Below are 13,753 nucleotides of genomic sequence, written 5' to 3'. Positions count from 1 at the left end.
ATCCCGTCGCGGCCCGGCGATCGGCCTATCCGGTCTTGTCCAGCCGGTCGCGAAGCATGCTCCACGGCAGCAGCGCGTTCGGCGCGAAGCGCAGCAGGCTGTGGAACGGCATCGGCGACGGCGGCGCAAAGGGCAGCGGCAGATCGCGGGCGTCGGTTCCTCCAGCCCAATCCGCAAGCACCTTGCCCATGGCCGTGGTCATGGCGATCCCGCGACCGTTGCAGGCGCGACCGGCGATCAGCCCCGGTCCGAGATCGATGAGGTGGGGCAGGAAATCGGGTTCGACCGCTGCCATCCCCGACCAGCCATAAGCGAGCGGCGGCAGGTCCGGGAGCTCGAGATGCCGGGCCAGCCGCCGCCGGATCGTCTGCGGCAGGCGTCGGTTGGCACCGGGGCCGAACACATGCATGCCGCCGCTGATCAGCCTGTTCTCGGCATCGAAGCGGTAGGTGAAGAGATTGCGTCTCGTGTCGCCGACGCCTTGCCCACCGGGCAACAGGCGGCTGCGCACCTCGCGCGGCAGCGGCGCCGTCGCGACCTGGAAGATCTTCAGCGGGAAATAACTTTTCCGAAGCCCCGGATTGAGCTGTCCGCCATAGGCATTGGTGGCGATCAGCACCTTTCCGGTGTGCACCGAACCCATTCGCGTCTTCAGCGACCAGCCGTCCGCGATGGGGTCGATCGCGGCGACGCGCGTGTGCTCGAACAGGCGCGCGCCGGCTTTTTCCGCCACCTCGGCCAGGCCGCGCGCATAGGCGACCGGATTGAGCACGCCGCCGGAACCGTCCATCCAGCCGCCGGCATAGCCGCGCGCGCCGGTCAGCGCCTCGACTTCTTGCCGGTCCAATACGACAGCCGGCCGGCCGCGCTGCGCCCATTGCCTCGCCCGTGATTTGACCTTCTCGAGCGCGGCCGGGGAATGCGCCGGCTGGATCCATCCGCTCTGTACCGCGTCGCACTCGATGCCGTGCCGCCTGATCAGGCCGAAGACCAGATCGGCGCTGCCGGCGGCGAAATCGATCAGCCTCTCGCCGCGCGCGGGTCCGAGATGGGCTTTTATCGCATCCGGATCCATTTTGGCGAAGTTCGGCACGATGAAGCCGGCGTTCCTGCCGGTAGCGCCCCAGGCGATGGTTTCGGCCTCGATAACGGCGACCGAAAGACCTCTGGCCGCGGTATGCAAGGCCGTCGAAAGGCCGGTGAAGCCGCCGCCGACGATGGCAAGGTCGACATCGAGCTCGCCTTCCAGCGCCGGCCGGGGGCGGGTCTCACGGCTGACCGCATGCCACAGCGAAAGCGCTTCCTGCCGGGCCATTGCGGTCACGAGCCGCTCTCGCGGGCGGCAACCTTCGCCCGCTTGCCGAGCCGTGCCCGGCGCGGCCGTTCCCCGAACAGGCCGTTGGGGCGGACAAGGAGGATGACGCACAGCATGACGCCGATTGCGACGATCTGCAGGGATGCGGCGCGCGCCTGTTGCTCCGGCGGGAACAGCGCACTGGTCAGCGTGCCCGATCCGGCCCAGATCCCCCAGACCAGGATGCTGCCGATGACGGCGCCGGGATTGCTGCCCGAGCCGCCGACGATCAGCATCACCCAGACCTGGAAAGTCAGGATCGGCAGGTAATTCTCCGGCGCGATGAAGCCAGTGAAATGGGCCTGCAACGCACCTGCCAGCGCCATGATGGCGCCGCCGACGGCGAAGGCCTGGACACGGTAGAAGCGCGCGCTCTTGCCGAGCGAAATCGCCGCCCGCTCATCCTCCCGCAGCGCCTTCAGCACCCGGCCCCACGGGCTGCGGGACAGGTGCTCCAGCGCCAGATAGGCGACCAGCGTGACCGCTGAGACGACGGCAAGGTTCGACAGGTTGAACAGCAGCGGCGTCTCGGCGAGGCTGCCGAAAGGGCGCGGGATGAAGCCGATGCCGAACGGACCGCCGGTCAGTTTCTGAGCATTGAGCGCGACCAGTTGCACGACGACGGCGACGCCGAAGGTGGTGATGGCCAGATAGTCGGATCTGAGCCGCAGCGTGGCGATGCCCGTCAGGGCCGCGGCGATGCCGCCGACGACCATGGCGCCGAGCCAGCCGGCCAGGATCGGCAGCCCAAAACCGCCCAGACGCGCGGCATCGTCCGGCGTCGTCAGCAGCGCCGACGTGTAGGCGCCGATGGCGACGAAGCCGGCGAGCCCGACATTGAAGAGCCCGGTCAGCCCCCATTGCAGATTGAGCCCCAGCGTGACCAGCGAAAAGATCAGCGCCATGGTCAGGAAGAATGCGCCGTAGCCGATGAGGTCGATCATCTTTCCCGAACTCCGAAAAGGCCGATCGGCCGCACGAACAGCACCGCCATCAAGATGATGAAGGAGACGGCGGCGCGCCATTCGGCGCCGATCAGTTGCACGGCGCCCGCTTCAGCGAGCCCGATGATCAGCCCGCCGAGCACGGCGCCGGGGATGCTGCCGATACCGCCGAGAATGGCCGCGGCGAACATCGGCAGCAGCATGTCGAAGCCCATGAATGGGCGGATCTGCACCAGGATGCCGATCATCACGCCGGCGACGCAGGCAAGCGCTGCGCCGAGGATCCAGGTGACACGCACCACCTTGGCGACGTCGATGCCGACGATGCGGGCAAGGGCCGCATTCTGGCTCAGGGCCTGCATGGAACGGCCGGTCTGCGTGCGCGTCATCAACAGGTGTACGCCCAACACCAGAACCGCGGTCAGCAGCAAAAGCGCGATCTGGTCGGGCGTGATGCGGATGCCGAAGCCGACCGGCATGGCGATCTGGATGGCGCGGCTGAAATAGGTCGGGCGTGAGGTGAAGGTGAACTCGAGCAGGCTTCGCAGTGCCATCGAGGCGCCGAAGCTTGCCATCACCACGATGATGGCCTGGCCCTGAGAGCGCAGCCGCGCGAACAGCACCTTGTCCAGCAGCAGCGCCAGCAGGGCGGTGAATGCCATGCCGACGACCAGCGCGACGATGAGCGGCCAGCCAAAGGAAAGCGGGGCGATCGGCGCCACCTTGCCGACCGTGGCGCCGATGGCGCCGACGGCGGTCAGCGTCGCATAAGTGCCCCAGGCCATGAAGTCGCCATGGGCGAAGTTCGAGAAGCGCAGGATCGAATAGGTCAGCGTCACGCCGATGGCGCCGAGGCCGATCATCGAGCCCGTCAGCAATCCGTCGACGATGAATTGCAGGTTCATGCCGCACTCCCCTTGCCTGGAGGCGCGGCCTTGCCGGCGCTGTCCGGGCGCTGGCCGAGATAAAGTTCGGCGACCACCGGATCGCTCCATAGTTCAGAGGCAATGCCCTCGTGCCGGTCCTTGCCTTCGACCAGCACATAGGCGCGGTCGCCGATGGCGAGCGCGGCCTTGGCGTTCTGTTCGACCAGCAGGATGGTGACGCCTGACTTGCGGATGCCGGCCAGCATCTCGAACACCATTGAGACGAATTTCGGCGACAGGCCGGCCGACGGCTCATCCAGCACCAGCACCTTGGGATGGACGATCAGCGCCCGCGCCACCGCCAGCATCTGGCGCTGCCCGCCCGACAGATTGCCGGCGGCGATGCGGCGCTGGCGCGCGAGGTCCGGGAAGGTCGCGTACATCTCGTCGATGCGGGCGGGAATCTCGCGGCGCTCGATGATGCCGCAGGCGACCCTGAGATTGTCGTCGACCGACATCAGTGGAAACACGTTCTCGGTCTGAGGCACGAAGGCGAGCCCAAGCCGCACCATGGTGTGAGCCGGTGCGGTGGTGATATCCTTGCCGTCGAGGAGGACCGTACCGCCGGTGACCGGGACGAGACCGGCAATTGCCTTGATCAGGCTCGACTTGCCGGCGCCATTGGGGCCGAGAACGATCACGATCTCACCCTTCCTCACCGTGATCGAGGCGCCGCGCACGATCGGCACGCCGGGTTCGTAACCGGCTTCGAGGTTGCGGACGTCGAGCACGATCCCCCTCATGCCGCGCCCCCAAGATAGGCCTCGATGACACGCGGATCGCGCGCCACCTCGTCGGCCGTGCCTTCGCACAGAAGCTCGCCGCCCGCCATCACCAGGACGCGATGGCAGAGCCGCGTCACCATGTCGATGTTGTGCTCGATCAGAAGAAAGGTGATGCCGCTTCTGTTGATGTCGCGGATGCGGTCGATGATGACTTCGAGCAGCGTGGCGTTGACGCCGGCCGCAGGCTCGTCGAGCAGGATGATGGCCGGGTCGGCCATCATTACACGGGCAAGTTCGAGCAGTTTGCGCTGGCCGCCGGAAAGCACCCGCGCCGGTTCGTGCGCCAGCCGCGTGAGCGAAACGAGCTCAAGCAGTTCGGCGGCTTTCTCGGCGGCTGCCTTCTCTTCGGCGGCGACCCGCCACGGGATCAGGAAATTGGCGAGCAGCCGCTCCCCGGCCTGACGTTGCGCGGCGAGCATGACGTTTTCGATCAGCGTGAGATTGGGCAAGGGCCGGGGAATCTGAAAGGTGCGCCCGAGACCGCGGCCAATGCGCAGGTGCGCTGCTTCGCCGGAGACGAGCGCCCCGTTGAGACGGATCTCGCCGCTCGTCGGCAGGATGCTGCCGGCAAGCAGGTCGAACATCGTCGTCTTGCCGGCGCCGTTGGGGCCGATCAGGCCGAGGATCTCGCCCGGGCGGACCTCGAACGAGACGTTGTTGACGGCGACGAGGCCGCCGAAACGCCGCACGACGTTCTTCGCTGCCAGAACCGGCGGCTGGGTTTCCGTCCCATGCCGTTTCGCCGTGTCGTTCATCAAGCCCTCTGGCCGAAGCGATCTTTGCCGCTTTCTGATTTTTTGATTTGTGATCACACTTGCTTTGATCACGCTAATCAGCTTTAATTTTCTCCGCAAGCCGAAAACAGGCCAGGCCGACGAAAAGGCCGAGATCGGGAACGCCATGCAAAGGGCTGCTGTCGAGCGCAACAACGAGGTCATCGCCGCGCAACTCGCGCCGGTCGGCCGCGAGACGGTGCAGGACCGCGTCTATTCCGAATTGCGCCGGGCGCTCATCGGCGGTCTGTTCGAGCCGAGCCAGGTTCTGACCATACGCGGCCTTGCCGATGCGCTCGTCACCTCCACCATGCCGGTGCGCGAGGCGCTCGGGCGGCTGATCACGGAAAAGGCGCTGGAAGCGCTTCCCAACCGGTCCGTGCGCGTGCCGCCGATCACGCTGGAACGCATCGACGACCTCCTGCGCGCCCGTGCCTTGATCGAAGGCGAGGCGATCGCGCTTGCCGCCGCGCGTATGGATCCGCGCCAGATCGCCACCATCGAAACCATTCTCGGTGAATGGGATGAGATGCGGGCGCTGAAGCACAAGAAGGATGTCGATCGCGAGGTGACGCTCAATCAGAGTTTTCACTTCGAAATCTATCGCGCCTGCGGTTCCGCCGTGCTGATCCCGATGATCGAGAGCCTCTGGCTGCAGTCGGGACCATGCATCCGCGTTGCGATCTATGCTTTTTCCGAGGCCGGCGAGGTCGACACCGCTCACTATCATCGCAGCATCGTCGCCGCGCTTGCCGCGCAGGATGCCCAGGCCGCGCGCGAGGCGCTGGTGGCCGACATCAGCCGTCCCTTCGCTTTCCTGCGCGACAAGCTGAAGTTGACGGCAAAGGCGGAGTGAATGCCCGATATGACCAGACGCGCCATCAGGATCACCGAGCCGCGTTCCGAGCTGTCGGTGACGGCGCTGTTGCAGCCGGAAAAAGCACCCGGGAACGCCGCGTTCCTGTGGTCTTATCTGGCCGAGCCGCGCGTCGTCGCGGGCATTCATGCCATGTGGACCGGTCCGGAAATCTCCTGTCCGATCCCCACGGCACATCTGGATGGCGAGGCCTTTGCCCAGGCCTTGCCGGCGGAGAACGCGACGCTGACGCCGCAGCCCGGCGATATCGTGCTTTCCTACGTGCCGCCGCGCATGTGGGGCGGCAACCCGCACGCGATCTTCGACATCGGCCTGTTCTACGGGCAAGGCGCGCGCCTGCTGTTTCCGATCGGCTGGCTGGCGGGAAGCGTCGTTGCGCAGGTGCTGCCCGAAGAACGCGATCAGTTCGCTTCTGCCTGCGGCATCATTCGCCGCAACGGCGCCTGCGATGTCACCTTCACGCGGCTGGAGAGCTGAAATGGCTGAACGCGACGACAGCTTCGAACTTTTCGACCTCCGCGTCGAGGCTGTCGTCCCCGAGGGCAAGCCGGTTTATTGCGGCGCCAGGCCCGGCGACTATTTCGAACTGAAGGGCGAGATGCTGTCGATGCCGGCGGGCCAGGGATTCTCGATCTATTCCATAGCGGCCGTGCTGCCGCTGCTGGCGGCGAAGCAACGCCCCACCCATGCCAATGACTGGATGACCTCGGATGCCGAGATCGCCTGTCCCGATCCCAATTGCGCCAGCAGGCTCCGGATCGTCAGGACCGGAAAACGGCGGTTCAGTCACGCCGAGACCACGGCTGTGCCGCTGCCGAAGGAGAGTGGAGAGAGATGACCGCCAAGACTTTCGAACTCAGCCCCGGCTACACCATCTCCCGCGTCATTCGCGGTGGCTGGCAGTTGGCCGGCGGCCACGGCGCGGTCGATCGCCAGCAGGCGGTGGCCGATCTGGTCGCCACTTTCGACGCCGGCATCTGGACCTATGACTGCGCCGATATCTACACCGGCGTAGAGGAGCTGATCGGAGCGGCGCGCCTGCGTCTGGCCAACGAACGTGGTCTCGATGCCGCCGCCAGGATGAGGGTGCACACCAAGCTGGTGCCGGACCTCGAGCGGCTCGCCGGCATCAGCCGCGATTACGTCAGAGGCATAGTCGACCAGTCTCTGCGGCGGCTGAAGACCGAGCGGCTCGACCTCGTGCAGTTCCACTGGTGGGACTATTCAGTGCCTCGCTATGTCGACGCGATGGGCTGGCTCGACGAGCTCCGGCTGGAAGGCAAGGTGCGCAATGTCGGCACCACCAATTTTGATACGCAGCGTCTCGGCGAGATCCTGTCGGCCGGCGTGCCAGTCGTCAGCCAGCAACTGCAATACTCGGTCCTCGACCAGCGTCCGGCGGCGAGCCTCGCCGCGCTCGCCGCGCGCAACGGCGTCAGCTTTCTCTGCTACGGTTCGGTGGCCGGCGGCTTTCTCGGCGACAGATGGCTCGGCGTCGCCGAGCCGGACATGCCGCTCGAAAACCGCTCGCTGGTCAAATACAAGCTGATCATCGACGATTTCGGCGGCTGGGAGCTCTTCCAGTCCCTGCTCAATGTGCTGAAGCGGATCGGCGACCGCCACGGCGTCGACATCGCCACTGTCGCCAGTGCGTGGGTGCTCGAGCAGCCGCAAGTGGCGGCCGTCATCGTCGGCGCCCGCAACAAGGCGCATGCGCTGGCCAATGCGAAAATCATGGATGTGGCGCTCGGGGCCGAGGACCGGGCGGAGATCGGCGCCGTGATCGCCCAGAGCCGGGGTCCCCTCGGCGACGTCTACACGCTGGAGCGCGACCGTCACGGCCGCCACGGCTCGATCATGCACTACAATCTCAACGCGGCCCGGCCATGAGCGCCACCACCGAAAGCCTGTTTTCGCGGGCAAGCACCGAAATCGTCGAGTTGCATCGCTTCTTCGTCGACTGGTTCGTCGCATCGCGCGCCGGCAAGGCCGATTTCAGCCGCTTCGAACGCGTCATGGGCGAAGGCTTGGCCATGGTCACGCCGGACGGCAAGGTCCTCGATCGCGATGCGGTCGTCGACCACGTCCGCGCAAGCCGCGCTTCCTGCGACGAAGCGCTCGCCATCTCGGTCGAGGACATCCGGCCCGGCTGGCAAACAGGCGACGCGATCGTCGTGCTCTATGTCGAGGCGCAGTTGCGGGACGGCAAGCACAGCCGCCGTCAGTCGAGTGCGCTCTTCACCACCAGTTCATCGGCGCCCAACGGCGTCGAATGGCGACATCTGCATGAAACCTGGCTGCAGGTGCCGGAATGCTGAACAGGCTCCAGGCGTGAAATTTGGTTCGTGTAACTCAATTCGTGTAGCTCAAGGGGAACAACAATGAGAAAGACGATACTCCAACTCACCACCGCGCTCGCTCTCGTGACGCTCGCCGGCGCGGCCCATGCCGCCGACTGCAAGATCACGGTCGGCCTCGTCATGGAATTGACCGGACCGGCCGGTGAATACGGCCAGGCCGGCGCAAAATCGGTCGAGATGGCCTTCCGCGACATCAACGACGCCGGCGGCGTTCGCGGCTGCGATCTGGTGACCGACACGCGCGACAGCCAGAGCCAGGGCAATATCGCCGTCGATGCGGCGACCCAGTTGGTTCAGGTCAAGAAAGTGCCGGTGATCATCGGCGGCATCATCTCCTCGGTGTCGATCCCGATCCTGACCTCGGTCACCGCACCGGCCAAGATCGTCCAGGTCTCGCCGGCGTCGTCCTCGCCGACGCTGACCGCACTCGGGCGCGATGGCAAGACCAACGGCATCTTCTTCCGCACCATCACCTCCGATGCGCTGCAAGGCGTGGCAGCCGCCAAATACGCCATCGACAAGGGCTTCAAGAAGCTGTCGATCATCCATGTCAACAATGATTTCGGCGTCAACATGGTGGCCGAATTCTCGCGCGCCTACAAAGCGCTCGGCGGCACCGTCGTCTCCGACACGCCCTACAACGAGAAGCAGTCGAGCTATGCCTCGGAAGTCACGGCGGCCATGGCCGGCGAGCCTGACGGGCTTTATCTCGTCAGCACGCCGGTTGACGGCGCCACCGTCGCCCGCACCTGGATTTCGCAAGGGGGCGTGCAGAAATTCCTGCTCAATGACGGCATGAACAGCCCTGATTTCATCGAGTCCGTCGGCGCCGACTATCTCAAGGAGGCCTATGGCACCTCGTCCGGCACCAGCCCGACCGCCTCCACCGACTACTTCACCAAGAACTACAAGGCGTTTTCAGGCATCGAACCGTCCAATCCAGCGGCCGACCGTTCCTATGATGCCGGCGCCATTGTCGGCCTGGCAATCGCCATCGCCGGCTCAGAGGATTCGGCCAAGATCAAGGACGCCATGTACAAGGCGGTCGATCCGGCCGGCACGCCGATCTTTGCCGGCAAGGAAGAGTTCGCCAAGGCGCTCGGATTGATCAAGGACGGCAAGCCGATCCGCTACGAAGGTGTCATCGGCCCGGTCGCCTTCGACAAATATGGCGACATCACCGGTCCGTTCCGCTTGTGGAAGATCGTCGACGGCAAGGTGACGACCGACGGTGAAATGACCACCGACGACGTCAACGCCCTGCAGGCGAAGCTCCAATAGGCCGCCACATCAGGCAGTCCGGCACCGATCGCTCGATGCCGGACTGTTCGCAACGCCGCTCCTGCGGTCTAGAACGGCGTCCAGGCTCATTCTCCCGATTTGCGTGACAACCAGCGCCTGCGCGCTTCGCGCTGTTCGGCGAGTTCAGCCTCGTCCCAGTAACCGATCAGCACGCCGGGTTCGATCAACGGATCGAAGTGCCGCATCTTGTCATCGTTTCCCGTCAGCCATTCGTCGGCGGCGGTGATGCGGTTGTTGGGGAGGGCCAGCCAGCGGAATAGCGCCTGCCGCAGGCGTTCGATGTCGGCCGCCGCCGATGCTTCCGTGCCGAGGTCGCGCAGTTCGTGCGGATCGCCGTGCAGATCGAAGAACATCGGCGCCAGGCCCTCGCCATGGACCAGTTTGAAGCGGCCGTCGGTGATCATGTAGAGCTTGCAGTCGGCGACCGGCATCGCGAGCCTCAGCCGCGCGGCATCGCCGCCATAGTCGTACTCGCTCACCGCGTGGCGCCGCCAGTTCACGTCCTGGCCGACCAGCAGCGGCAGCAGCGACCGGCCCTCGAGAATATGCGGCTTCGCCTTGCCGCCGAAGAAGTCGAGGAAGGTGGGTGCGAGATCGATCATCTCCACCAGCGCGTCCGACGTCGTGCCGCGCGTCGCGTCGGCCTGCCGGCGCGGATCGTAGACGATCATCGGCACCTTGGCCGCGACATCGTGGAACAGGTATTTTTCGCCCAGCCAATGGTCGCCGAGATAATCGCCGTGGTCGGAGGTGAACACGATCATCGTATTGTCGAACAGGCCGCGCTCCTCCATGAACTCGAACAATCCGCCCAACTGATCGTCGATCTGCCTGATCAGGCCCATATAGCAGGGAACGACCCTTTCGCGGACCTCGTCGCGGGAGAAGTTCCTGGAATAGCGCTCCTGCTGGAAGGCTTCGAAGATCGGGTGAGGCGACACGCGTTCTGCTTCGCTGCGCACGACCGGCTTTATGTCGGCCTTGCCGTACATGTCGTGATAGGGCGCCGGCACGATGTAAGGCCAGTGCGGCTTGATGTAGGAGAGATGCGCGCACCAGGCCTCGCCCCTTGCCTCGGCCTCCTCGATGAAGCGCATGGCGCGGCGCGTCATGTAGGGTGTTTCCGAATGCTCCTCGGGAATGCGCGCCGGCTTGTCGGCATGGACGAGCAGCCAGCCGTTGAAATCCTCGCCATCCTCGCCTTCACCGGAATTGGCCCAGTGCTCCCACGGATTGGCGGCGTCGAAGCCGTGCTCGCGCAGATATTGGTCGTAGGCCGGATCGGGATCGTAGGCGGATGACGGATGCAGCCCGTCGTCGCGCTCGAACGGTTCGAAGCCGCATTCGGCGACGCGCACGCCGATGACGGACGCCTTGTCGATGCCGAGGCGCTCCATGCCTTCCTCGTCGGCCCTCATATGCGTCTTGCCGATCAGCGCGCAGCGCACGCCGATCTCGCTCAGATGCTCGCCGAGCGTGGGCTCGCCGACCCTGAGCGGCACGCCGTTATGCGTCGATCCATGCGAGCGGACATAGCGGCCTGTATAGGCGCTCATGCGCGATGGCCCGCACACGGTCGATTGCACATAGGCGTTGGTGAAGCGCACGCCCCGGCTGGCCAGCCGGTCGACGTTCGGCGTGTGCAGGGTCTTGTGTCCGGCGCAGCTCAGATAGTCGAAGCGCAGCTGGTCGCACATGATGAAAAGGACGTTGCGGCGGTCTGTCATTGGTCGTCCGTCATTGTGGTTCTCGCAAGACCGGTGTGCCAGAACGGCCGATGTCCTACAACGATGCCTCAAAATATCATTTTACCGAACCAAATGCCTCATGCACTGTGGGAGCCGGGAAGGGTCGAAATCGTGCCATTCGTCACCATTGGCGGCCTTGCGCTGCACCATCGTTACATCGAGGCGACCGGCACCGCGCGGCCGGTGGTGTTCATCAATTCCCTGGGCACCGACTTGCGCATCTGGGATGATGTCATCTCGCAATTAAGCGGGGACATGCCTCTGCTGGTCTACGACAAGCGCGGCCACGGACTTTCCGACATTGGCAGCGGCGTCCGGTCGATCGACGATCATGTCGACGACCTCCTGGGCCTCATTGGTCATTTCGATCTTGGCAAGGTCGTGCTGTTCGGCCTGTCGGTCGGCGGCTTGATCGCGCAGCGGCTCTATAACCGTCATCCCAGCTGCGTGGAGGCTCTGATCCTGTCCGACACGGCGCACAAGATCGGCACGGACGAGAGCTGGAATAAGCGTATCGCCACCGTCGAGCGCGACGGGATCGAGGCGATAGCCGACGGTGTGATGAAAGCATGGTTCACGCCCGGCTTCCATGCCGCGCGCGCCGCCGACCTTGCCGGTTGCCGCAATATGCTGACCAGGCAGGCGCTGCCGGGTTATATCGGGACATGCATGGCGGTCCGCGATACCGACCTGACCGAGGCCGCGCGGCGCATTGCGGTGCCCACGCTCTGTATCGTCGGCGACCAGGACGGCTCGACGCCGCCCGATCTCGTCCGCTCGCTGGCAGCGCTGATCCCCGGCGCCCGCTTCGAAATCATTCCTGATGCCGGCCATATTCCCTGCATCGAACAGCCGGAGGCGGTGGTCGCGCTGATCCGCGATTTTGTCGCGTCGCTTCCTCCGGCGCAGAAACCTTTGAGCGCGACTACCCCTTGATCGCCGTGCCGACGATGGAATCGACGAAGAAGCGCTGCAGCAGGACGAAGAGGATGAGCGGCGGCAGCACGGCAAGCGTCGCGCCGGCCATCACCAACCCGGTGTTGACGGCGCCTCTGTTGTAGCTCAACAGCCGGCTGAGGCTGATGACGATCGGATAGGCGTCGGCATTGCCTTGCAGCACGGTCAGCGGCCACAGATAGCTGTTCCAGTGATAGACGAAGGCAAACAGCGCCAATGCCGCGATCGCCGGCGCCACGCTGGGCGCCACGATCTTGAACAGGATCAGCAGTTCGGAGGCGCCGTCCATGCGCGCGGCGTCGATCAGATCGTCAGGCACGCTTGCAATGAACTGGCGCATCAGGAAGATACCGAAGGCATTGGCGAGGTTGGGCACGATGATGCCGGCGAGGCTGGCATTGAGGCCGATCGAGCCGACGAGACGATAGAGCGGGATCAGCGTCACGATCGGCGGCAGGAACATGGTCGCGATCAGCGCCGAGAACAAAAGCGAGCGGCCGGGGAAGTGGTATTTGGCGAAGGCGTAGCCGGCCATCATGCTGGTGATGAGGATACCGGCTGTGGTGATCGAGGCGATGACCAGGGAATTCCACATCGAACGGCCGACATTGACCACGCCCGAAACTTTCTCATAGGCGTCGAGGCTCGGCGTGTGCGGGATCCACACCGGCGGCACCTGCATGCTCTCGGCCGGCGTCTTGAGACTGGACAGAACCATCCAAACCAGCGGAAACGCCGACGCTACCGCCACGAGCAGCATGAGCGTGGCCAGCAGCGCCTTGCGGCCGGCGGGGCGTCTGCGCGGCAACCGGCTCGACGATCCCGCGCTCATTCCTGATCCTTCCGGTTGGCAAAGGCGAACAGAGCGCAGACCACGACGATCAGCGACAGCATCAGCATGACGGCCATGGCCGAACCCAGTCCGCCCTGCGCGCGCTCGATGCCGACGCGGCGGATGTGGTAGGTCAAGACATTGGTCGAGCCGGCCGGCCCGCCCTGCGTGATCAGCGCCACCGGCTCGAACACCTGCACGGCATTGATGATGGCGATGACCGCGCTGAACAGGAGCGTGCGCCGCAGCAGCGGCAAGGTGATGAAGCGGAACTGCTCGAAGCGGTTGGCGCCGTCGAGTTTTGCCGCCTCGTAAAGGCTCCCGGAAATCTGGGTCAGCCCCGCAATCGCCAGCACCGTGAAATAGCCGACCTGCTGCCACACATTGAGCAGGACGATCGAGATGAGCGCCGAGCGCGGCGACGACAGAAAGGGTTGCGGGCCGACGCCGATCAGGCCGAGCATCTGGTTCAGCGGCCCTTCACCAGGCGAATAGAGCTTCGACCACACCAGCGCCACCGCGATCATCGGCACCATGTAGGTGGAAAACAGCACGGTCCGCAGCGCCGTGCCGCCGCCCACATCGTGCTGGTGGACCATCAGCCCGAAGGCCACCGAGAGCGGCAGGATAAGGATGACGGAGAGCGCGGTGTAGATGGAGGTGTTGATCAACGCGCCCTTGAAGTCGCGTCCGACCGATGAGACGCCGAAGATGTCGCGGAAATTGTCGAGGCCGATGAAGCTGGCGCTGGAAAAGGGCGTCTGCGTCGACCAGTCCTGGAAGGACAGCCAGACGGTGAGCAGCATCGGCAACAGGATGAAGATGCCGATCAGCGTCACGGCGGGCGCCAGCATGATGCCCGCCGAGGCACGGTACCTGTTGATCATGGTTCAGT

General features: G+C 65.0%; 15 protein-coding genes. 7 read left to right on the top strand and 8 right to left on the bottom strand.

The features are described 5' to 3' along the window. Positions 1-25: 25 nt before the first annotated feature. The 5 genes from LB533_RS06515 to LB533_RS06495 are packed head-to-tail and all read right to left on the bottom strand — an operon-like array spanning position 26 to position 4,764. Positions 26-1,324, bottom strand: coding sequence for an NAD(P)/FAD-dependent oxidoreductase (locus tag LB533_RS06515; RefSeq protein ID WP_411970876.1), 1,299 nt, complete (start codon positions 1,322-1,324; stop codon positions 26-28). After that, positions 1,321-2,298 carry a branched-chain amino acid ABC transporter permease gene (locus LB533_RS06510; RefSeq protein ID WP_224676913.1) on the bottom strand — a complete coding sequence of 326 codons (978 nt, stop codon included), beginning with the start codon at positions 2,296-2,298 and terminating at the stop codon, positions 1,321-1,323. Before LB533_RS06510 ends, LB533_RS06515 begins: the two co-directional genes overlap by 4 nt. Further along, entirely contained in the window at positions 2,295-3,203 is a 909-nt protein-coding gene (locus tag LB533_RS06505) for a branched-chain amino acid ABC transporter permease (RefSeq protein ID WP_224676912.1), read from the bottom strand. Before LB533_RS06505 ends, LB533_RS06510 begins: the two co-directional genes overlap by 4 nt. Next, on the bottom strand, positions 3,200-3,967 hold the full coding sequence (locus tag LB533_RS06500) for an ABC transporter ATP-binding protein (protein ID WP_224676911.1): 768 nt from the start codon (positions 3,965-3,967) through the stop codon (positions 3,200-3,202). The genes LB533_RS06505 and LB533_RS06500 overlap by 4 nt, the downstream gene beginning before the upstream one ends. Then, positions 3,964-4,764: an ABC transporter ATP-binding protein gene (locus LB533_RS06495; protein WP_224676910.1), complete on the bottom strand. Its 801-nt coding sequence runs from the start codon at positions 4,762-4,764 to the stop codon at positions 3,964-3,966. The genes LB533_RS06500 and LB533_RS06495 overlap by 4 nt, the downstream gene beginning before the upstream one ends. 145 nt (positions 4,765-4,909) lie before the next feature. Between LB533_RS06495 and LB533_RS06490 the strand changes: the two genes are divergently transcribed. The 6 genes from LB533_RS06490 (at position 4,910) to LB533_RS06465 (ending at position 9,300) form a co-directional block, all read left to right on the top strand. After that, entirely contained in the window at positions 4,910-5,638 is a 729-nt protein-coding gene (locus LB533_RS06490; RefSeq protein WP_140638486.1) for a GntR family transcriptional regulator, read from the top strand. Beyond that, the gene (locus tag LB533_RS06485) at positions 5,639-6,136 is read left to right on the top strand and encodes a DUF3830 family protein (protein WP_224676909.1); all 498 of its coding nucleotides are present in this window, start codon (positions 5,639-5,641) and stop codon (positions 6,134-6,136) included. A 1-nt stretch (position 6,137) separates the two neighbouring features. After that, on the top strand, positions 6,138-6,497 hold the full coding sequence (locus LB533_RS06480; protein WP_224676908.1) for a TIGR04076 family protein: 360 nt from the start codon (positions 6,138-6,140) through the stop codon (positions 6,495-6,497). Further along, complete coding sequence (locus LB533_RS06475) at positions 6,494-7,549, top strand: aldo/keto reductase (protein WP_224676907.1); 1,056 nt, start codon at positions 6,494-6,496, stop codon at positions 7,547-7,549. The genes LB533_RS06480 and LB533_RS06475 overlap by 4 nt, the downstream gene beginning before the upstream one ends. Further along, positions 7,546-7,977, top strand: coding sequence for a DUF4440 domain-containing protein (locus LB533_RS06470; RefSeq protein ID WP_224676906.1), 432 nt, complete (start codon positions 7,546-7,548; stop codon positions 7,975-7,977). The genes LB533_RS06475 and LB533_RS06470 overlap by 4 nt, the downstream gene beginning before the upstream one ends. A gap of 63 nt (positions 7,978-8,040) precedes the next feature. Then, positions 8,041-9,300: an ABC transporter substrate-binding protein gene (locus LB533_RS06465; protein WP_224676905.1), complete on the top strand. Its 1,260-nt coding sequence runs from the start codon at positions 8,041-8,043 to the stop codon at positions 9,298-9,300. An 86-nt stretch (positions 9,301-9,386) separates the two neighbouring features. Here LB533_RS06465 and LB533_RS06460 read toward each other — a convergent pair whose 3' ends face one another. After that, positions 9,387-11,048, bottom strand: a complete 1,662-nt coding sequence (locus LB533_RS06460) for a sulfatase-like hydrolase/transferase (protein ID WP_224676904.1) — start codon at positions 11,046-11,048, stop codon at positions 9,387-9,389. A 132-nt stretch (positions 11,049-11,180) separates the two neighbouring features. On the opposite strand from LB533_RS06460, the gene pcaD reads away from it, so the two are divergent. Next, positions 11,181-12,005, top strand: coding sequence for a 3-oxoadipate enol-lactonase (pcaD, locus tag LB533_RS06455; RefSeq protein ID WP_224676903.1), 825 nt, complete (start codon positions 11,181-11,183; stop codon positions 12,003-12,005). On the opposite strand, the gene LB533_RS06450 is transcribed toward pcaD, so the two are convergent. Together LB533_RS06450 and LB533_RS06445 are read right to left on the bottom strand one after the other, a co-directional pair. Further along, positions 11,995-12,858 (bottom strand): carbohydrate ABC transporter permease, encoded by an 864-nt coding sequence (locus LB533_RS06450; RefSeq protein ID WP_224676902.1) that lies wholly within the window; start codon positions 12,856-12,858, stop codon positions 11,995-11,997. The genes pcaD and LB533_RS06450 overlap by 11 nt on opposite strands. After that, positions 12,855-13,745, bottom strand: a complete 891-nt coding sequence (locus LB533_RS06445) for a carbohydrate ABC transporter permease (protein ID WP_224676901.1) — start codon at positions 13,743-13,745, stop codon at positions 12,855-12,857. The genes LB533_RS06450 and LB533_RS06445 overlap by 4 nt, the downstream gene beginning before the upstream one ends. Positions 13,746-13,753: the final 8 nt, after the last annotated feature.

The organism is Mesorhizobium sp. BR1-1-13 (assembly GCF_020165515.1).
Classification (GTDB): domain Bacteria; phylum Pseudomonadota; class Alphaproteobacteria; order Rhizobiales; family Rhizobiaceae; genus Mesorhizobium.
Note: the sequence above shows the minus strand (reverse complement) of the source record. Positions and strands in the feature narration are given on the sequence as shown.